At 59.6% G+C, this 18,593-nt stretch carries 18 protein-coding genes, 1 tRNA gene and 1 pseudogene; 9 read left to right on the plus strand and 11 right to left on the minus strand.

What is annotated here, in order from left to right:
- Positions 1-156 precede the first annotated feature (156 nt).
- Positions 157-2,031, plus strand: a complete 1,875-nt coding sequence (locus HY852_RS00315) for a caspase family protein (protein ID WP_291601548.1) — start codon at positions 157-159, stop codon at positions 2,029-2,031.
- A 62-nt stretch (positions 2,032-2,093) separates the two neighbouring features.
- On the opposite strand, the pseudogene HY852_RS00320 reads toward HY852_RS00315, so the two are convergent.
- A pseudogene (locus tag HY852_RS00320) lies at positions 2,094-2,412 on the minus strand (transposase); the annotation flags it as partial.
- Between HY852_RS00320 and HY852_RS00325 the strand changes: the two are divergent.
- Positions 2,408-2,761: a hypothetical protein gene (locus HY852_RS00325; protein ID WP_291601550.1), complete on the plus strand. Its 354-nt coding sequence runs from the start codon at positions 2,408-2,410 to the stop codon at positions 2,759-2,761. The pseudogene HY852_RS00320 and the gene HY852_RS00325 overlap by 5 nt on opposite strands.
- 153 nt (positions 2,762-2,914) lie before the next feature.
- Here the strand turns inward: HY852_RS00325 and HY852_RS00330 are convergent, their stop codons facing one another.
- Both HY852_RS00330 and HY852_RS00335 read right to left on the minus strand, forming a co-directional pair.
- Positions 2,915-4,165, minus strand: coding sequence for a DegT/DnrJ/EryC1/StrS aminotransferase family protein (locus HY852_RS00330; protein WP_291601551.1), 1,251 nt, complete (start codon positions 4,163-4,165; stop codon positions 2,915-2,917).
- Between the two features lie 106 nt (positions 4,166-4,271).
- Positions 4,272-5,327: a glycosyltransferase family A protein gene (locus tag HY852_RS00335; protein WP_291601552.1), complete on the minus strand. Its 1,056-nt coding sequence runs from the start codon at positions 5,325-5,327 to the stop codon at positions 4,272-4,274.
- A gap of 469 nt (positions 5,328-5,796) precedes the next feature.
- Between HY852_RS00335 and HY852_RS00340 the strand changes: the two genes are divergently transcribed.
- The 4 genes from HY852_RS00340 to HY852_RS00355 all read left to right on the plus strand — a co-directional run bounded on the left by HY852_RS00340 (position 5,797) and on the right by HY852_RS00355 (position 7,716).
- Positions 5,797-5,886: transfer RNA gene (locus HY852_RS00340), tRNA-Ser, on the plus strand.
- Positions 5,887-5,975: 89 nt separating this feature from the next.
- Entirely contained in the window at positions 5,976-6,704 is a 729-nt protein-coding gene (locus tag HY852_RS00345; protein ID WP_291601553.1) for a DUF4393 domain-containing protein, read from the plus strand.
- Positions 6,705-6,719: 15 nt separating this feature from the next.
- Positions 6,720-6,995 (plus strand): hypothetical protein, encoded by a 276-nt coding sequence (locus HY852_RS00350; RefSeq protein WP_291601556.1) that lies wholly within the window; start codon positions 6,720-6,722, stop codon positions 6,993-6,995.
- A gap of 76 nt (positions 6,996-7,071) precedes the next feature.
- Positions 7,072-7,716, plus strand: coding sequence for a hypothetical protein (locus HY852_RS00355; protein ID WP_291601559.1), 645 nt, complete (start codon positions 7,072-7,074; stop codon positions 7,714-7,716).
- 104 nt (positions 7,717-7,820) lie between these two features.
- Here HY852_RS00355 and HY852_RS00360 read toward each other — a convergent pair whose 3' ends face one another.
- Together HY852_RS00360 and HY852_RS00365 are read right to left on the minus strand one after the other, a co-directional pair.
- Positions 7,821-8,660 carry a hypothetical protein gene (locus HY852_RS00360; protein WP_291601561.1) on the minus strand — a complete coding sequence of 280 codons (840 nt, stop codon included), beginning with the start codon at positions 8,658-8,660 and terminating at the stop codon, positions 7,821-7,823.
- Positions 8,661-8,805: 145 nt separating this feature from the next.
- Entirely contained in the window at positions 8,806-9,138 is a 333-nt protein-coding gene (locus HY852_RS00365; protein WP_291601562.1) for a hypothetical protein, read from the minus strand.
- Positions 9,139-9,711: 573 nt separating this feature from the next.
- On the opposite strand from HY852_RS00365, the gene HY852_RS00370 reads away from it, so the two are divergent.
- The 3 genes from HY852_RS00370 (at position 9,712) to HY852_RS00380 (ending at position 11,757) form a co-directional block, all read left to right on the plus strand.
- Complete coding sequence (locus tag HY852_RS00370; protein ID WP_291601563.1) at positions 9,712-10,269, plus strand: hypothetical protein; 558 nt, start codon at positions 9,712-9,714, stop codon at positions 10,267-10,269.
- Between the two features lie 194 nt (positions 10,270-10,463).
- Positions 10,464-11,138: a DUF4145 domain-containing protein gene (locus HY852_RS00375; RefSeq protein ID WP_291601564.1), complete on the plus strand. Its 675-nt coding sequence runs from the start codon at positions 10,464-10,466 to the stop codon at positions 11,136-11,138.
- Positions 11,098-11,757 carry a hypothetical protein gene (locus tag HY852_RS00380; protein ID WP_291601565.1) on the plus strand — a complete coding sequence of 220 codons (660 nt, stop codon included), beginning with the start codon at positions 11,098-11,100 and terminating at the stop codon, positions 11,755-11,757. The genes HY852_RS00375 and HY852_RS00380 overlap by 41 nt, the downstream gene beginning before the upstream one ends.
- Before the next feature lie 867 nt (positions 11,758-12,624).
- Here the strand turns inward: HY852_RS00380 and HY852_RS00385 are convergent.
- From HY852_RS00385 to HY852_RS00410, 6 genes are all read right to left on the minus strand, one after another.
- A complete protein-coding gene (locus tag HY852_RS00385) occupies positions 12,625-12,930 on the minus strand; it encodes a hypothetical protein (protein WP_291601566.1) in 306 nt (101 codons plus the stop codon).
- Entirely contained in the window at positions 12,927-13,754 is an 828-nt protein-coding gene (locus tag HY852_RS00390) for a hypothetical protein (RefSeq protein ID WP_291601567.1), read from the minus strand. The genes HY852_RS00385 and HY852_RS00390 overlap by 4 nt, the downstream gene beginning before the upstream one ends.
- Positions 13,751-16,060 carry a phage tail length tape measure family protein gene (locus HY852_RS00395; protein WP_291601568.1) on the minus strand — a complete coding sequence of 770 codons (2,310 nt, stop codon included), beginning with the start codon at positions 16,058-16,060 and terminating at the stop codon, positions 13,751-13,753. The genes HY852_RS00390 and HY852_RS00395 overlap by 4 nt, the downstream gene beginning before the upstream one ends.
- A gap of 290 nt (positions 16,061-16,350) precedes the next feature.
- Complete coding sequence (locus HY852_RS00400; RefSeq protein ID WP_291601569.1) at positions 16,351-17,421, minus strand: phage major capsid protein; 1,071 nt, start codon at positions 17,419-17,421, stop codon at positions 16,351-16,353.
- Positions 17,408-17,611: a hypothetical protein gene (locus HY852_RS00405; RefSeq protein WP_291601571.1), complete on the minus strand. Its 204-nt coding sequence runs from the start codon at positions 17,609-17,611 to the stop codon at positions 17,408-17,410. The genes HY852_RS00400 and HY852_RS00405 overlap by 14 nt, the downstream gene beginning before the upstream one ends.
- 209 nt (positions 17,612-17,820) lie before the next feature.
- Positions 17,821-18,054 (minus strand): hypothetical protein, encoded by a 234-nt coding sequence (locus tag HY852_RS00410; RefSeq protein ID WP_291601573.1) that lies wholly within the window; start codon positions 18,052-18,054, stop codon positions 17,821-17,823.
- Positions 18,055-18,593: the final 539 nt, after the last annotated feature.

The raw sequence follows: 18,593 nt of genomic DNA on the forward strand, positions 1-18,593 counted from the left end.
GGGTCCGCGGCAGAAAGTGGCCCATCCATCCGGTGTATCGACGCCGATAGCCGATGGGCTCTCGAGCGGCACGTCGCCAGTTGAAAGGCACCCTGCGTTTACGGCATGATTGCCCCGGCATAAGCCTGAACCGGAACGTGGCATCCTTGGTGGGAAATGACACGAACGCTCATTGCTGAGGCCTGGACTTTCGTGGTTGCGGTGGCGCTTGTCAGCCCATCGCCACTGTATGCGCAGTCGAAAAAGGACCTGAACGATTGCGACAACATGAAAGACTGGAACGTCAGAGTGGCGGGCTGCACGCGGGCGATCGAGGGCAGGAAGTGGCCCAGGTTCATGCATGTCTTTCATTTGCAAAGGGGAGAAGGTTATCAAGGTCTGGAGCAATACGACCGGGCCATCCAAGACTACACGGTCGCGCTCAAGTATAAACCCGGTTCTTCGAAGGCGCTCAGCGACCGCGCCACCGCCTACAGTGTTCTCGGCAATTTTGACCTGGCGCTGAAGGACGCCGACGCCGCCCTTCGGTCCGACCCTGGCAATGCGCTCGCCTACAACGCCAAGGGCGTGGCTCTGCTGCGCAAAGGCCAGTTCGACCCGGCGATCGATGCGTTCAGCAAGGGGATAGCTCTCAACCCCGGGATGGATGCCCTGTTCACCAACCGTGCCGCTGCATGGCAGTCCAAGGACGAAACCGATCGAGCACTGACGGACCTCGACTCGGCCCTGAAGCTCAGTCCGACCAATTTCCTGGCGCTTTCCAACCGTTGCCATGTCTGGAAGGTGAAGCATGAGTCGGGCAACGCGTTGGCAGACTGCAATCAGGCCATACGCCTCAACCCTGACCATGCCGTTTCCTTCTACAATCGGGCTAATGTCCTGTTTGAGCTTGGCGAACTTGAGAAGGCGCTCGCCGACTACGGACAGGCCATTCGCATCGATCCATCAAACGCCGGAGCTTACGCGGCGAGAGGCAACGTCTGGCGCAAGAAACTGAACCTGGATCGGGCGATCTCTGACCTGAACCAAGCGATCAAGCTCAACCCCAAAGTGGTGGCCTCCTACGTCACACGGGGGCTGATCCAGGAGGCGCAGGGCGACGTCCATTCCGCGCGGCAGTCGTTCAGGACTGCGCTAGAGCTTCCGGCCACGGTGAGCACTGCCGGCACAGGCGGCATGTATCTCGACTCCTTCGGCGATGACCAAAAGGTGGCGAAGGCGCGCCTGCTGGCGCTCGGAGAGGCCGGGCTAGTTCCAGCGGGCCCTCTTTACGCCGCCAAACCCGACGAGGCCAAGACGGCAGCCATCTCGGAAAGACGCATCGCCCTGGCCATCGGCAATGGTGCCTATGCCACTGCACCTTCCCTTCCGAACCCGCCCAACGATGCGCGTCTGATCGCAAGGAACCTCCGCAACGCCGGCTTTCAGGTTTCGGAAGGCGCCGACCTGAACCGGGAGGAGATGGAACGGTTGGTGGCTGACTTCATGAGGGGTGCCGTCACCGCCAGTGTAGCCCTCCTGTTCTACGCCGGCCATGGCGTGCAGATTGACGGTCAAAACTATCTTCTCCCGACGGACGCGAACACGGATGTGCAGAATCTCAAGAGCGAGCTGATGAGCCTCGATACAATTCTCGCCGGGTTGGATGACCGGTTGCGGGCCAACATTGTGATCCTGGATGCCTGCCGCAACAATCCGATGCTGGCTGAGGTCGCCGTGGCCGAGGGCAACCGGTCGATTGTTATTCGCGCGGGATTGGCTTCCACGTCCAATCTGGGCAAAGCAGGCACCTCAGGCGCAGGCACGTTGCTGGCGTTCTCGACGGCACCCGGGAGGGTGGCTCTCGATGGAGAAGGAGCGAATTCGCCGTTCTCCCTGGCCCTTGCGCGGCACATCAACACGCCGGGGCTGGAGGTGCAGCAGATGCTTACACGCGTGCGGACCGACGTCGTGGCTGCAACGAAATCCCAGCAGGTGCCGTGGTCGAACTCTTCCCTTCTGGGAGAGGTGTATCTGGCTGGCCGCCCATGAGGCGTCGCGCCGATCTGCTCGAGTTCACGGCTTCGAACCTATCTCATCGTCATCCCGCAGCAGCCGATGGCTTTACACGCCCGCCGTTCGCTCATCCCGTGGACATCCACCAGATGCGCGACAGCCTTCCGCTTGGACGCGGGCGTCACCCTTCTTTCCCACGAGGTCCTTCAAGGCCGCATTGTCCAGCATGGCATCGGCCAAGAGCCGCTTCAGCCGGGTGTTCTCGTCCTCCAGCGTCTTCAGCCGCTTGGCCTCCGAGACCTCCGTCCCGCCGAATTTTGCTTTCCATTTGTAGATGCTGGCGTCGCTCACGCCATGCTTACGGCACAGATCGGCGACCGAAACGCCGGCCTCGTGCTCCTTCAGAATCCCGATGATCTGTTCTTCCGCAAAACCGGCTGCGCTTCATGCTCTGGTCCTCGTCGTGGGCCAGAGCGAACTTCAAACTGGATTAAGACCGTGGGGCAAGCTCAAATGGAACGTGGTCCGCGAACGTGCGCGAACGGTGCTCCATCCCGAACAGGCTGAAATGCAGCAGGCGCTGAACAAGGCCCTCGCAGAAGTCCAGGAGGGGATGGCGGCAGCCAAGCGGGCTTTGCTGGACCGATGCGAGATGCAGGAGTACGAAGAAGGAAAATTCCGCTCGCTGCGAGAACCACCTCCGGGCCGGCCTCTTTCGTCGACTTTTAGTTTGCCCGCGAACGCGGCGGCCCATCTTCCACGATGACTCGTCATAAGCACCATGGACGAGCTCCAAAGGCTTGGACGAGGTCGCGCATGTCGAGCCGTTGATTGCAACCGGGGCATTTAACGAAGTGGTCGGCTTCTGTCTGAGCGACGCCACCAGCGGCGATGCCTTTGTTGCGGGGCAGCTTATCCCTCATGATGGTAAGCTCCGCTTGGGCGCCTTCGGCTTCAGTCCCGAGCTCATCGAATTTGCGCGCGACTTCATCGGCCGATCCGGCGCTGCAGAGGAACGCGGCAGCTTCCTCGACCGACCTGCCGTTCTCAAAACCGTCTTCAGCAAGCTACACACCCTGTCCACCTGCGCCTCGCTAAGCTCAAGTGCTGACGGGAGATTGAATGCTCTCGGGCTTATGGAATAAGCAGCCTTGTTGCCTTTTTGCGCTTCCTCCACCTTCGGATATCCCGCGAAGGCCGGCAGCGAGCTCATAGGATGGAAAAACGGCCTGACGTCTATTCCATATTCGTCAAACCTGCTTCTTATGTCGGCCGTCGTCAGTCCAAGCGAAGGATCGAGAACGACAGTCGTCATCCAGTAGCTGTTCACAAATTCGGGCGGCTCCACGTTTAGGGCTAATCCCGCGACATCCCCCAGTCGCATCCTGTACCATTGATAAAGTTTGCGCTTCTTCTCGAGAAGCTGGTCAATTCTCTCCAACTGCGCCAAACCGAAAGCTGCTTGCAGATCGCTCATTCTATACTTGTATGCGACCTCAGTATTAAGGAAGTTCTTGTAGTTTGCCCGACTACGTCCATGATCCCGGAGAAACTGGGCCCTTTCAAAAATTGCCTCGTCATCCGTGACAAACATCCCTCCTTCCCCAGTTGTCAGCATCTTCGTTCCGTGAAAACTGAAGGCAGCGATATCCGCGGCGCTTCCTGACATCTTGCCTGAGTACTTTCCGCCCAATGACTGGGCCGCATCCTCGATCACGTGAAGGTTGAACTTTTCCGCAATCTTGCGGATCGCCGGCATGTCGGCCGGCAGACCGTAAAGTCCGACCGGAATTACCGCTCGCGTCTTCGCGGTAACGAGCCGCTCAATCGACTCGGGCGAAATGCACCACGTCGTTGGGTCAATGTCCGCGAAGACGGGGTGTGCGCCGACGTACGTAATGGGCGCCGCGCTCGCAATCCAGGAACATTCAGGGACTATTACTTCGTCCCCATTTTTGATACCCAGTGACAGCAGAGCCAAATGAAGAGCCGACGTGCAATGCGGAACGGCAATTGCGTGGCGCACCCTGACATAGTCCGCGAAAGATTGCTCAAATCGACGGACGAAGGTGCCGGCTCCCCGATACCAAGCATCCCGCGCCGCCTCGGCAACATATGCCACCTCGAGATCGCTGACCGAGGGTCCTGCGTACGGTATGTACTCCGTCATGATCGTCACCTCCGGTATTGGCACGACAACTTTGACGCCCCACAAGCGGGCACACGTTAGCGCGACCTATGACCTCATCTCTTATATTTCCAGCACCTCACGTGGCTCATATCCCCATACGTCTTGCGCGCCGTTTCCAGAGATACCTTTGAAAAAGTCTGTGAAATATGGCCACCCACAAAGTAGGGATCAGATTAGCTGCCCTTGGCCCCACCCGAACCCTAATCGCCCAAGCGAATTCTCTTCCCGCTCTCGAACTGATTGCAGGGTCAAGCGTATCTGCAAATACTAATAGCGGCTTGTAGTCGGAGCTGGCTAAACCTCCGCCGGCGAGCGAGAATTCGCGCGCCGCGCAATATCTGATTTCTTTGGCCAAGGACTTCCGTACCAGCATTTCCCACGCCGCCCTCTTGGAATGTGAAGCAATGGTAAGGAAGAATTGCTCGAACGCTGCCCAAAGCTGCTGCATCTCCATCAAAACATTGCGCCGATACGCGACCGAATGGTTGGAAGGATGCCGACGATACAGCGCCTGAAGAGGGCCGGTTAGATATGCCACGTCCGTTTCGGACGCGATCCGCAGCCACAAGTATAGGTCGAACGTGTGAGGCAATTCAGGGGGCGCTGGGCCGACCTTTCTGAGCATCTCAGTCCTGAACATAGCCTCTGGTGCGAAAATCGGGTTAATCCCGCTGCGGCAACGCTCCGTTATCCATGCTTCACCGGAGTGGATAACAGGAGGCGATCCTCTCATCGCATAGGGGGTTTCCGTGGGCGCGTCGTCTCCCGAGAACTCATCCGCAGGCCCAAAAATCAGGCCAACATTCGGATGGAGCTCCATGAAGGCGAGAGAACGAGCAAGAGATCCTGAAGTCAGCAAATCGTCGGCGCACAGAAGAACCGCATACTCTCCCCTCACTTCGGACCAACAGCGATTTATGGACGCGACGATTCCCGCGTTACTGGTGAAGCTGACGAGCCGAACATTAGGATATTCGTTCGCCAAAGAGCGCGCTATGTCCAGCGATCCGTCTGTTGAGCCGTTCTCGACTATTACGACTTCATGATCGACGCATGATTGCTCGGCGGCACTTCTGACGCATTGCCGCAAATATTTGCCGTAGTTATAGGATGGAATTACAACCGATATCTTTGGCGACATGTCGGAGTCGTACCGAGAACAACGGGCTCGAACATGATGGTCCTGAACATTATTGAAGCTTTTCCTTTCGCCCGCCTGGTGAGATCATCTTCGCAAAGTCTACCACCCCGCGAATTGGGCTTGCGTTAGACAACATGAATGTTTGTCCGATACCGTACAACGAATAGTAGGTGGGCAAGGCAACCCTTAGTTGACGCTCGTCAAGTCTTGAGCGCTTAGCTACCTCAAGATGATCTATTTCGTACACATTCGACATCCCGGACACTCTTCGATCGCGATCACCCTCGACCTGTACTCACACGTCATCGGCCCGCTGCAGGAAGATGCGGCGACGCGGCTCGACTTGGCGTTCGGCCCTGCTATAAGGCGCCTGTCGCTGGCATCCAAAAAGCCTCGGTAGCAATTTCCGTAGCATTGGGCTTGTTGCCTCTTCCGCGGAAGTTGTATTTGCCAGTGATAACAATAGTTTGGAAGGGTGGCCGAGTGGTTTAAGGCACCGGTCTTGAAAACCGGCGTGCCCGCAAGGGTACCGTGGGTTCGAATCCCACCCCTTCCGCCAGAAAATCTCTGCAACGTGTTGCGTTCGCTAAACTTTCTTGACTGACTAAGTTGCTCAGTCCCAGCACCAGCCCCAGCGGATAAGGTGGAATGACGGAAGAGCAGAAGGATCCTGGGACTGCGTTTGCCGAAGAACTGGCTAAACAGCTTCCCGTGAAGGCTATCTACAAGGACGCCGGTAAGCCTGCCGCAAAGCAAGTTGGTCAACTCGCTCAGGACCTGGTGAAGACGATACAACTGGCGTTGGCACCGCTGCAATTTGCCGGCGCCTACCAGGATCGATTGAGAGCATTCATTGATCGGTCCGTCCGCGCCGTACCTGAGGAGCGGAGGGTCTCGCCGCCGCCGCAGATATTGGGCCCGATTGTGGAGGGAATCCGCTATGAGCCCGAGGGCACGCCGCTCGATGCGCTGTTTTCGGGCCTTCTCTCATCTTCGATGGATGCAGACTGCGTGGCGGTTGCTCATCCGGCCTTCCCGTCAATCATTCGGCAGCTCTCTTCTGACGAAGCAAAGATCCTAAGCGCGCTTAAAACCGGCAGATATCTGCACGTTTACACTCGTGCGTTCGACCACACGAAAAATCTGTTCGTTGGGCCTATTAAAATCGAGCTCGACGAACTGCCGAAGCAAGATCTCAGCTATCCCGAGAACGTGCCGATTTACATGCAGCATTTGGACAAGCTGGGACTTGCCGGCGTCTTCCAGGAGGGCAATCAAGAGCCGCTTGTCGAGGGAGGGCGTCAAACAGGCGTTCGCGTGCGATCGCTGTACCGTCTTACCGAATTCGGCGCACTGTTCGTAAAGGCTTGCACCTAGAAAGCGAGGCGAATTGTGGATTTGGAAAAAGAGATTCATGCTCTGTCGGCCGAGACGTTGGCGCACAGCATCATGATCGGCAACATCTTGAGCAAACTAGCGCGTAACCCCGACTTGAGATCTGCTATCGCGGAAGGATTTGATCAGTCGCTGGACGTAGCGCAGACCGTCGCTGTTCAATTCGGAACGGCTGCGTCTCCGGATCACACCTTGAAGGCGCTTAAGATTATAGAGGAGATGCGGAGCACGGTGCTGGGAGCAGGCCCTGGCCCAAACCGCCAAATCAAGTAGTCGTTCATTCGACGGGGTGCAAGCTGCGAGGGTGTGTATGCTTAAGCGCACTAGGTATGGTCTTCTTCGAGCCTTTATGCAGCAGCACGGCGCTTTGAGAATGTCTGCTTCTAACTACGACTTCGGGCATTTGGCGGAGGCCGCCAGAATTGCGAACGCAATTTTCATCCTCTTAGGCCCGCCATCGCGAACGCATCTCTCAATCGTCGATGCGCTCAATTGGAACGTAGGTATGCCTAGCACTAGGCCAAACGGAAGTTTGCTATGTGTGGAATGCGTCCCGGTCGAAGCGGTGGGAGCTCGACCGGCCTCTTGGTTTATTTACGCTCTCCCCGCGGGTCGAGAAGCAGTTGCATACCCTCAAACTCCACTCTCCCTGGCGGACTGGTGGGGTGAAAAAATTCTGACTAGGCCGGAAGGCGACCTGACGCGCCTTGAGATGGTGAGGATTATACGTGATCGGGACGGCGGAGCTCATCTGGATCTGACAATCACGTCCCCGGCCTACAAGGCTGTGTTGCTGCACGGGGCGGGATTCAATTACCGGCCATCAGCGGACCAACCCGAGCAGCCGGTCGAACATTCAGTCGAAGCGATCACCCGACAAATCGGAGAGGAAGTGATCCAAGCGCTCAAGGGGAAAGTGCTTGCGGCTCAATTGGAATTGCAGCACTTGGCCGCCGCAGGGTCGACCAAGTTGTTTGAAGAGAAGGACGAGTAACGCGCCCGATTTCAGCTTCGCTTCCCCAATTCAATCGTCATGCGTCGTTCCTTTCAGCGCGAGATAACAGCCCGCCGGCGCGCACCGGCGGGCGCTAGGGTTCGTCAGGCGACGAGAGATCCGCTGGCCAGCGAACGGATGATCGTGGCGATCATTCGATCTTCTACGTTCGCCGTCGGAAACTCCTCAATTTCCCCAGACCATCTGCCGTCGACCAGCGCGGTCGCTAAAGCCTGGATCCCTCGGAGCGTTTTCGGCTTCAAGTCCAGCATCCGCTCGCATAGCTGACGCTGCTCATAGCAGAGCGCGTCGTGAGCCTCGTTGGCGACATCGAGACCAGTTTGCTCCGCGGCAGCATCCGTTTGCGCTTGGTACTGATCGAGAGCTTGTATCAATTCGGCCGCCCGGTGTTGTCGCCGGTCGTCCGGCCTCGCAATGAATAGGTGCTCGAATCCCAGAACAGGCTTCGTGCTGGTGCGATCTTCAGGATGGGGCAGCCCGAGCCGCATCCGTTCCTCCTCGGTGCCGCTGAAATCCCAGCTCAAAAATCTTCGCCCGCGTAGCTTCTCGATGTCATCTTCTGTGCAGATGCATCGGCCTTCGGCCGTTTTCACATAACCGACCAAGCCGGCATCGGTCGGTCGCCAATCGAACGCTTCAGGCCGTTCGGGCCTGATAACCTCGAACCGATCTTCGCATTCGCTCAGGTGCTCATAAGCCTCGAGCTCGGCGGCATGCACCCGGCGGACGCGCTCGGCAAGCGCGACGAGCTCAGCGTCCGGGTCGGCGTCGGCCGCGACGAGCGGTGCGACTGCAGCGCTGGCGGACAGCGCGAGCGCGGCGGTTAGGACCGTGCGCCGGGACGAAATCGCAGATTTTTCGGGGTGAAAACCTGGCTCGGCGCCAGGCAAAATAGTGCTATTCTTAGAGTAAGCCTGAGGCATGGGTGATCTCCGTGCTTTGGGTCAGGCTCGCCGCGGTGGTATCAACACCGCGGTGGGCCGCTTCGTTGTCTACGAAGCGCGCGAATCCTACGGGTACAGAGTCTGCAATGCAAGCGGAGCGCGAGCGGTGCCACGGTACGCGCAATCAGGGGGGAGCAACTTTCTGCTTCCGGCGTCGCCTTACCCGATCGTGAGCCGCGATGAATCGTTCGGCCATTTCCCCCTGGGCGCCGGGTTGATCGGTTGGCTTGCTCGCCGGCGCCGCGGGCCTATGGCGGCTCTTTCTCCACCGATCGATCTCATCCAAGTCGAACATACCGGTATCCGGATCAAGCTTTGGGAAGCCACGCTTCTGAAGCTTCGGCAGCACTTCGTTGAATTGCGACAGAGTCAGGTGCAGCCGGCGTGCCGCCTTTTCCGGTGGCACGTCGCCCGGATCCACACGGTAACGAATTCCTCCCTGCTGAGGCTTGGTCATCGCTATTCCTTACTTGATCTCGCGCGCAAGTTGCGGAAGGCTCCTCATTCGAGGGGGCGCAATGCGCGGTTTTGTAGTCTTGGCAATCGCGATCGGGCTGGTCGTGTACGGCTTCAGCCGACTGTCTGCGCCGCCTGTAGCGCCCGCCATGGTCGCGCAGCTGCCGCCCTCGAAACCGCCTTTGCCAGTCGTCAGCCCCCCTCCCCGTCAAGCAGCCCCGCAGACGCAACAGGCGCGGTCGGCGGCGCCCCTCGACATTACTCCTAGCGCACAGCAGCCGGCCAAGCAGCCCTCGCGGCAAGCCTCGCCAGGGCAGCCTGAACCGTCGAAATCGAAGCGGGCCGCAGAGGTCCTAACCGCCGCCGCGATCGCTGCGTTGATCGTGGAGGAAAGCCGCCGTGCCTATCATGCTGGAGGGCGGCCGTGTGCTTGTCCCGATGACACCATGCGCAACGGCCGTGCTTGTGGCGGCCGCAGCGCGTACAGCCGGCCAGGCGGGGCCGCGCCGCTCTGCTACCCTACTGACGTCACGGCAGAGATGATCAAAAACTACCGAGCTCAGGTTGCACAACGATGAATACCGCGAGCAAATATCTACTTGCAATGGCCGCCCTACTTCACCTCTCAACTCCAGGCTACGGTCAACCTTCGGCGAAGCCCTCAAGCTACGATCAGATCCTGAAGTTCGCGCTCTCATCGAAACCGTACGATGCGGCCGCTCGCGCCACATTAGCACACCTGTTCGCTTCTTACTGTCGTGACGTTTTGGCGGCGGTACCCACGAACACGCCGGCAGAGGACGCCTGGATATCGCAGGAAGGAAATACGACCGACGCCAACAAGATATCGCGTCTGTTGCAAACGGCGGAGTGGTCCAGGCATCAATTGAAAGACACGTTCTCGACTTGTGTAACCAGAGCCTCAGAATTGATGGTCATCCAGTCAAAGAAAGAGTTGGATAGCGAAGCTGCTGCCTTTGTGAGTCTCGCCGCCAATTTCAACGAAGATACAGATCTCAGAAGCTACGCGCGGCGCCTCGGCATGAAGAGCATTGCGGATCAATTTGGCCTTCTCCCTACACTTCGGCGGGTTCTGATGATTGCCGCCTTGAGGACTTTGGAAGGAACGTAGATCACCGGGAGCCACACACGGCACGGCACCTCAACGTCGCGTATTGCCACCGTTCACGGCAGCACCACCACGACGCAGTCAGCGATCGTCGTCGGCTTGCATCTGCCTCTGTGAATAACCGGGATAAGCGAATGTTAGCCGCCACACACGCGCCGGGAGTGTCATGCTGCGCTTACCGAATCAGGATCGCCCTCATGAAGTGCCCCCACTGCGCTATCCACTTCCACGACAACTGGGACGACGAACATTTTAAACGGCGCGATCAGTATCTGGGCGAACTCTTAGGCGATGGTGCGAGAGGCTACTGGAGGTACCGCTCCGCCATCTGCCCCGAGTGCCGAAACTGGACGATCGAGGTGACCGTAACTGGCAGCGATGAGTCAGAAATGCCTTGGCGTCAGATCCACCCGATTGGTGCAAATCGCGGTCCTGTGCCTAATGAGGTACCGCCTCCGATAGCGCAAGATTACATCGAAGCCTGCAACGTTCTTCCCATAAGCGCTAAGGCCTCAGCAGCGCTGTCACGGAGATGCTTACAGAACATGCTGCATGCGGCCGGTTACAAAGCGAAGGATCTCGCGAGAGAAATAGATCTGCTTCTCAACGAAACCGACCCCAAGAAAGCTCTCACGCACCGTCTCCGCGAAACCGTCGATGCAATCCGCAACTTCGGAAACTTCTCGGCCCACCCGATCGATGACAAGACCACGCTCCAGGTCATAGACGTCGAGCCGCACGAAGCAGAATGGTGCCTCGAGGTGATCGAGGAGTTGTTTGATCATTTTTACGTTGGGCCTGCTGCTGCATCGGCAAAGAAGGCCGCGCTCAATGCAAAGCTGGCTGCTGGCGGCAAACCGCCGGCTAAGTGATCAGGATCTGCCTGCGATGAGCAGCGATATTGTATTTCTCTACGACCAGGTAATTGAGGCACTTGTGCGCTTGCACGCCTTCTCGTGCATGCGGGTAGGTGAGCTCGGTGGAGGAAACGATACCGAAGAAGACATCGATCACGTCGCCGAATTGATCGCGAAACGGGATCTCCTGACCTTTGCCGCATCAACTCGGAATTTTGCCGAGGCCACTAAGGCCGTCGCCGATATGCGCTCCATCGGTGTGCCGACTTGCAAGCTTAAGCCGCTGCCGGCGACCGCTCCATTTTTTGCGGAGGGCTCGGAAACAATCACTCTGTATCAAACGCTTAGCCGGATCCTTCACGCCGGATCGATCGAGCTCTTGCGATCCACTGCGGATTACGAATTCCAACTCGCAAGTTCGGACGAAGAATACCTGCAGATGATCGGACGACGACGGGGTCGAGCGACCGAGAAATCTGAGCCGCTGGTCCTGCTGAGAAGCGAGAAGGACCTACCCGCATTGCTGCGCTTAAGGTCAATGATCTTACGAACTTGCGCGTTTCTAAACGTGATCTCGGATAGACTCGCCGAGGAACGCAGCATTTATCTCCAGCGCGACTATCGGGACCTATAAAGTTGGCGTTTGGGGCTGCATCGACATTGTCGCCATGAGAAATCTACGGCTATCTATCTCCACGCCGTCACTCCGCTGTTCGCCGAGAACGATCCCGTCCAAGTTGTAGTTGCCGTGGCAGTTCCTGTCGATGGGGACGGAATTAGGCTGAAGAACAAGAAGGTATTTCCATTCGGGGCATCTATTGTGTACCCGGAAATACTACCTGACTTTGCAGATCCATTGCCCCAAGCCGTCCCACCAAGAACAAAGCCGCCAGCAGTCTGGGACACGGTTGGGGCAACCGATGTTCCGGAGGCGGTGCCAGCAGTTCCGGTCTGAGGCGTGGACGAGAGGAGGGACGAGTCGTCCACTGTGTAGACTGCATACTGCGCCGGCCCGAAGAGCGTGTTGCTCATCGTAAATGTGACCGTAACATTCGTTGTTCCGGTCGGTACAACTGCAGTGATGCAGCCTGCCCACTCCTGAGTTGATCTCGTTGAGTCCAGACAGGTTGTTGCTGCAACCCCGTTTATGCTCCCACTCGTGATCGTTCGTCCGCTGGACAACCCGGACACGGCCATGACGATGACACGGCGCGTGGAGTATGCTGCCCCGATATTGACTGTCGAAGATGTCCATGTTCCGGAGGAGTTGCTCAGCGGCCCATTTCCGACAAATACCGGCGCCGGCAACGGGCGGGAGCCACCAGCCCCCAGCAGCAGCATCGACCCAGCGAACGCGGGCGTGATCGCGAGCCAGAGCGTGAAGAAGATCCTGGCGATTACATTACCGCCAACCCAGACGCAGGCTTGCGCACTAGCCTGACCGAGGAAAGCAAGGCTAACCAGGGTGAGACCAGTCAACAACGAAAGAGCTTTGCGCATTCTAGATCTCCAGGGGCTGGGATGACTTCCGTGGTATTTCGGCGAGTTGCCGGACGTATGCAGAGGTATGGGCGTCTAGCCATGCTGAGATTCGGTCTTCTGAAATGCTGGCGTGGCGAAGGTTCCGGACGCGTCGGCGAACGGTCTGCGCGCCCAGCTTGCGAGCGGCGCGCTGTCCTTTCAGCGTCATGGTGACGACCGCGGCCAGCGCATCCTCCTTGCCCATCTCCTCACCGAGGGCGATCCAGTCGGCGACAGGGGCGTTGCGGGCAGCCTCATGATGCGCCGCCAATTCCTCCTCGGTCATCGCGCCGCCTTTCTTGCTTTCCGCTCGAGCATCTGCTGCCGGAGTCTGGATATACCCGGAGACTGCGCCGGCGCGCGGGCGGCACGCCATTCAGCCCAATCGACCGGTGCCGGCACGATCGGAGACCCAACCACATCTTCCTTCCAACGATGGATGACTCGCTGCGCGATCTGGCCGCGCTCGATCGACGTAAGGACGGCCTTGCCGCCAACCCAGCTCTTGCCGTCGCCGTCCAACTCCTGGCGAGCGATCTCGGCGAGGTGCAGCAGATCAACGGATGGATCGTATTCGGCAGCATCGCGAAGTTCGAAACCGGCCCGGTCAAGCCATTCATGGCTGGGCATCGGGGTGCCGTTGATCAAGCCTTCTCCGATCGGTTTCAGTTTGCCACGCTCTGAAGCAACAGCAGCAAGATCAACTCCGCTTTCCTTCAGCACGACGGCCATCTGCGTCGACGCATCGGTCCAGAAGTTGGCGACGTAACCGCCGGGCCGGTTCTCGCCATCGTGCCAGCCGATCAGATAGATCGTCGACATGGCATCGGAGGCGCGGTGTTCCGCCGCCAAATCCTCAAACGTGTCGGCGAGCCAATGTTCGCCGTATTCGACGAGATCGTCGAAGCTATCGAATGCGCGTTCGACGCGATCGGCGAACATGCGCTGAAATGATGACGGTCCCGGACAGCTGATTGCAGCCGAAAGCGTCGCCATCGTGGTGGCTTTTGTCAGGTTCGTTGCCATGACTGTGCCATCGAGCAGATAGCTGACCGCATCGGTCATCATGTGGATTGAATCAGACTGGCGCAGAACGAAAACGGCGCTCATGCCACCTCCCGCTCTTTCGGCTCGCTGTTCTCATTGGCGGGCTCGGCCGGCGGCTTCTGCGGCAGAACAGCGTTGAGTCGTTTCAGCATCAGATATTCCGCTTCGTCGAAGGCGGTCCGGTTCTGGCTGGCCTGTTGCTCCAGTTGCTGCCGCGCCTGCAGATTGGCGCGGAGTTCGGCCTGCTGGCCGATCGTCTTGCCGACCAGGTCGATCTCGAGTTGGGCGCTTTCGACGCTCTGGTTGGCGGTCAGCGCCCGAACGCGCGCCGCTTCGCTCAGCATCGTGACGGTCTGGTGGAGCGAGAGATTGTAGGCGTCCTGCCCAATCTTGGCCTTCTCGCTCGGATCCAGCCCGCCGGCGGCGCGGTACTGCTCCATGGCCTGCCGCTGCGCCACCGCGGCCTTCGCCGACGGCGAGAAGGCCGTAACGGCATCGTAAGCGATCCTCGAGTTGCTCTGGATCTCCTCGAACGTCGTCTTGAAGTCGTTTTTCAGCTGCTGGAGGATGGCTCTGGCGCGATCGGCCTGAGCTTGCGTCAGGCCCAGCTTCCGGATCAGCAACGGATCCTCAGCCGTCGAGCCGCCCACCGCGGCCGCATCGGCAAGGGCTTGCCGGGCGCCGATCTCGGGCAACTGAGCCATGATCGTTTGTTGGACGCGGAGCGATGCTTGAGCTTCCGCGGCGGTGCGCGAGGCCTGCGCCTGCTTTTCGATGAGTGCATTGATGTCGGCGAGTTGCCGTTTCAGGTTCTCGAGATCCGCGCTGGAGCCGAAGATCCGGCCGAGTCCAGACTCGTAGCCAGAGATCGCTTCCTGGAGTCGTTCCTTTTGCTGCTGAAGGCTGTCGTTGAGGTGCAGGACATTGGCGAGCTTCTCGCCGACGACATCGAGCGCGTTGGAAGCACTGTTTTTGAGCCCGGTCCACGCCCGAGACCAGACGCTGGTCACCTCAGCGGTCCTGGCGAGCGACCCCTGGACGCTATCCAGAAGAGCCCGCTGGGCGTCGTAGAGCCGGTTCTGGGCCATCAGGCTCGAGATCTGCCGCTGCAACCCCGCATCCAGGAAGCCGAGCCGCTCGTTCAACTGCTCGGCGCCGCGCACCGGGTCCGCAAAGGCTGCGGCGAGCTGTTTCGCCGCCTCGACATCCGTAACCCCGAAGGTGGTAGCAAAATCCCGACCGATTTTCACGATAGGCAGCAGATTGTCGTTGGCGATCTTGCCCGTCGTGGCAAGCGCCATCGCCAGTTCGCGGGCACCGGCCACCGAGAGGCCGAATGCGGACGCGCCCGCGCCGGCAATTGAATTGATGCCGCTTACAGATGCCCCGCTGGCGCGGCCGGCGCCTGAGAGCGCGATCTTCACCTTGTCCTGTTCCGTCAAAAAGTTCTCGAGCGCGAGCGTTGCGCCACCGATCGCAACGGCAACGCCCCCGAACGCGACGCGCCCCAGGGTCAGGAAGCTGGAAAGCCATGCGGTGGTCTGCCGGGCAAACCCGCCCAATGTCGCGCTCGAGCTCGCGAAGATGTCGCCGATCTGGGATCCTTGCTGAAGCAGTACGGTCCCAAGCCCCTGCCCGCCGGCGATGCTGACAACAACGTCCTGGGCTTGCCGGCTGAGATTGATCAGTTCGTGCCGCTGCAGCCCCGCGGCCGCTGCGGCTTCCTGGGACGCTGATTTGACCTGCCGCAGTGCCGTGATCTGCTCGACGAAGGCCGCCTTTGTGCGCTCGACCGCGGCGACGCGCTCCGCCTCCGTGATGGCGCCGACATGCAGGGCCCGGTTGATCTCGTCGAGCGTGGCTCGGTAGTCCCGGCCGGCGGCGAAGATCGGATTGAACTTCGCCCGGAGCCGGTCGAGTTCGGCGCCGTAGGCCGCGACATCGGCGGCGCGCGCCGCGCTTGTGTCGGGCCCGCCGATGCCGAATTGGGAATTGATGGCCTGCTGAGAGCTTTGAGCCCGAAGCTGAGCCTGTACCCGCTGCGCATTTTCGGCCGCGGCCGCCATTCGAGCATTCATGGCGTCGATCGCCGGGACGATCGATACGAAGCCGCGCTCAGTAAGGGCGGCGGCATCGGCGACAAGTCCAAACTTTCGGTAGGCTGCATCCAGGAGTGTTTCGGCGCGATCCATCCCGAGCCCGCGGTCGACGGCATTGCCGATCCGTCGAACGATTGCCTCAAATTGAGCGCCGGCGCTGTAGCCGTCGAGCAATGTCTTGCTGAGGCCTCCGACGCCCGGGATCGCCTTGGCCAGGGCAGCATCCGCCTGGGCCATGGCGGCGGCGCGGGCGCGATCGCCAGCGATCATCTTCGCGTCGGCCGCGGCCTTCTGATCGGCGGCTCTAACGTATCCGCTCGAGTCGCCGTCCAAATTTACGCGAAGGCTTTTGAGCGCGACGACCACTGTTCATCTCCCATTTAGGAGAGGCGGACCAGGAACCGCTACCTGGTCCGCCGCTGCTGAGCCGTTGGCACCGAAAGGAGGAAGGCGCTCGTACTCGCGATCGCGTCGACCTTGACCCTCAGAACTCTTGGCGCCGGGAGGTCGACTTGCCGTTATCGGGCGGACCGCTACGCGCCCTCATCGGATCGCGCCAATTAGGTCGAACACTTCAGCTTGCGGAACGCCTCAGCCTTCGCGACACCGCCGCCGACCCGCCGACGAGCGTGGAACCGGGTCTGGCCGCTCGTCGCGATTGTGTACGGGTCGCGAGTTACGCCGAGCTGAATACGGTCATAGATGCGGTAGCCGGACTGGAAGTCACCAATGACGACGGGGAATGCCCCGGCTCCGATATCGGGCATGTCGACGGCTTCGACCACAGGCCGTCCAAGAATCGTCTCCGGCTGACCGGCTGCGATCGATGGCTGCCAAAGATACTGGCCATCGCCACTCTTAAACTTTCGGACGTTCGCGAGGGTCGTCCCGTTCATCATCCAGGCCGATCGATTTCGATAATACGGCGCCAGCGCATACAATGCGTCAATCAACGAGTCGGGGTCGATGTTCGCTGCAAGGCCACTGCTTACCGACGGCACATCGGCATCAGCCATGAAACCAAGCGGCTGTTTGTTGCCGTCCCCGCTGACAAAGCCGGCGCCCTCGAGCCGGCCAAATTCCTCCGCGAGATCGAGTGCGAGCTCCGCCGCGATATCGACGGCTGCATCTTCAATCATCTGGTTACTGACATCGACGTAGCAGGCCGCCTCGTTGACTGGGATCCGCAGCTGCCCGTAGCTCGGCTCAGTGCTCGTCCTGGTTTCCGTCTCGCCGACCCAGCGAGCGGTCAAGCGGCCGGTTCGCTTTGGAATGAGAACCTCCCCCGCCGCTGTCGTGCCGACCCTCGCCGCTGCGCGAACAGGCGAAAACTGCACGAGGCCTCTGAGGATCTCGGCAACGAATTCGGCGGGCGCAAGATACCCGCCCTTCGTGTCATCGCCGACGACGAGAGCTCGCCTATCACCCGGCTCCATGCCCTCAGGTCCGTAACGCAGGAAGGTGGCAAACCGTGCGCGGGCTGCTTGCTGCTCGCTCGTCTCAACTTGATCGCGACCGAAACCAGGGCGGTTAAGGCGCGTCTCGATGCGATCGAGGCGGTCGATGGCGCCGAGATATTGATCGGTCATCATCCGAATGCTTTCGGCCAGCTGCTGGTCAGTGCTGCTCACGTTCGCGTTCCTTCTTGCTGACGACGGCGAACATGCGGGCAATGGCCGCGCTGGTTTCCGGACCGTCGAAGGGATTTTCGTCTTTTGGAAGTTCGGCCCTTGACCGAGCTAATCCCGAGGCCATGGCCCTGGCCTGAGCACGCGACGCGCCATATTCGCGGCAAAAAGCCTCGAATTCACGTTCGGTCATGTCTCGGATAAGCTTGTGGCTCATGGCGTACCTAACGGCGGCGTTTGAAAACGCCTGGGATCACAACATCTGTTTGTGAAACCATCACCGAGGCGCTGCGTCCCGCAGCGGAGGGCCATGGAGCTCGGCAGTTGGGGGCCTGCGTCCCGCAGGCGCGAACTGATTTGCTGTTCGACGAATAAGTGATTTGCCGTGCCGACGTCAAGAAGTCAGTGCGCATTGCGGAGATCCCGCTCGTTCAGTTCGCCCTCGAGCATCTTTGCGGCGGTCCAAATGCGCGAGGCCAGCTTTTTCGCATCGCCCGCATCGAGAGTGACGGACATCGTACCGTCGGTTGTTCGGATGCGCAGCACGACCTGCTGGTGATCTGGTGCTAAGTCGATTTGCACGCCAGCATCGGTAGGCTGTTCGTCACGCAGGAAGGCAGTATCGAAAACTTCCACTTTGCATCTCCTTTTTCATTCGGCGAGGTGCGCGCGCTGAGCGGCGACATGGCATGGCACACTGCAAAATCGACCCTCTTGAACCCGGCCGGCGCGGGCTTTGCTGCTCGGATTCCTCATAACGAACGGTTGCCCACACCGTTCGCAGCTTCGCTGACGACGGGCCTCGGCGTTGCGCCGGCGGCCGGCATCGCCTTTTCGTTTTGCCAACATCCCGCCGCATGCGAGGCCGCATGCCTGGCGCTTTGCATCGTTCGATAGAAACGCCTGACCGCAGACCACGCAAACTTTCGGGATGGTCCTCGGGCGCGGTTTTGAGGGATGCACACGCCGGTATGCCCGATTCAGAACCAGGCTTCGCGCGGCCCGGCATTGCTTGGAGCAGAAGCGCCGGAGCCGGCCGCAAGGTCCGCGCTCGTACTCGAATTCCTGCCGACAAACCAAACATCGGACGCGGGCGATCACAGGACTCTCCCAATTTCAAAGCAGGGTTTTTCCGTCGTTGGAGCGATCTCGGCTGAAATTTCGGAGGCGGCAAA

The sequence above is a fragment of the Bradyrhizobium sp. genome (genome assembly GCF_016213215.1).
Taxonomy (GTDB): Bacteria; Pseudomonadota; Alphaproteobacteria; order Rhizobiales; family Xanthobacteraceae; genus Bradyrhizobium.

Bases quoted from the DNA above. Each gene is read 5' to 3' on its own strand.
- HY852_RS00385 (WP_291601566.1), bottom strand. From the start codon at position 12,930: ATGACCGAGGAGGAATTGGCGGCGCATCATGAGGCTGCCCGCAACGCC.
- HY852_RS00345 (WP_291601553.1), top strand. From the start codon at position 5,976: ATGACGGAAGAGCAGAAGGATCCTGGGACTGCGTTTGCCGAAGAACTG.
- HY852_RS00355 (WP_291601559.1), top strand. From the start codon at position 7,072: ATGCAGCAGCACGGCGCTTTGAGAATGTCTGCTTCTAACTACGACTTC.
- HY852_RS00405 (WP_291601571.1), bottom strand. From the start codon at position 17,611: ATGACCGAACGTGAATTCGAGGCTTTTTGCCGCGAATATGGCGCGTCG.
- HY852_RS00360 (WP_291601561.1), bottom strand. From the start codon at position 8,660: ATGCCTCAGGCTTACTCTAAGAATAGCACTATTTTGCCTGGCGCCGAG.
- HY852_RS00370 (WP_291601563.1), top strand. From the start codon at position 9,712: ATGAATACCGCGAGCAAATATCTACTTGCAATGGCCGCCCTACTTCAC.
- HY852_RS00315 (WP_291601548.1), top strand. From the start codon at position 157: ATGACACGAACGCTCATTGCTGAGGCCTGGACTTTCGTGGTTGCGGTG.
- HY852_RS00380 (WP_291601565.1), top strand. From the start codon at position 11,098: ATGCAAAGCTGGCTGCTGGCGGCAAACCGCCGGCTAAGTGATCAGGAT.
- HY852_RS00325 (WP_291601550.1), top strand. From the start codon at position 2,408: ATGATCTGTTCTTCCGCAAAACCGGCTGCGCTTCATGCTCTGGTCCTC.
- HY852_RS00335 (WP_291601552.1), bottom strand. From the start codon at position 5,327: ATGTCGCCAAAGATATCGGTTGTAATTCCATCCTATAACTACGGCAAA.
- HY852_RS00365 (WP_291601562.1), bottom strand. From the start codon at position 9,138: ATGACCAAGCCTCAGCAGGGAGGAATTCGTTACCGTGTGGATCCGGGC.
- HY852_RS00330 (WP_291601551.1), bottom strand. From the start codon at position 4,165: ATGACGGAGTACATACCGTACGCAGGACCCTCGGTCAGCGATCTCGAG.
- HY852_RS00395 (WP_291601568.1), bottom strand. From the start codon at position 16,060: ATGATCGCTGGCGATCGCGCCCGCGCCGCCGCCATGGCCCAGGCGGAT.
- HY852_RS00375 (WP_291601564.1), top strand. From the start codon at position 10,464: ATGAAGTGCCCCCACTGCGCTATCCACTTCCACGACAACTGGGACGAC.
- HY852_RS00390 (WP_291601567.1), bottom strand. From the start codon at position 13,754: ATGAGCGCCGTTTTCGTTCTGCGCCAGTCTGATTCAATCCACATGATG.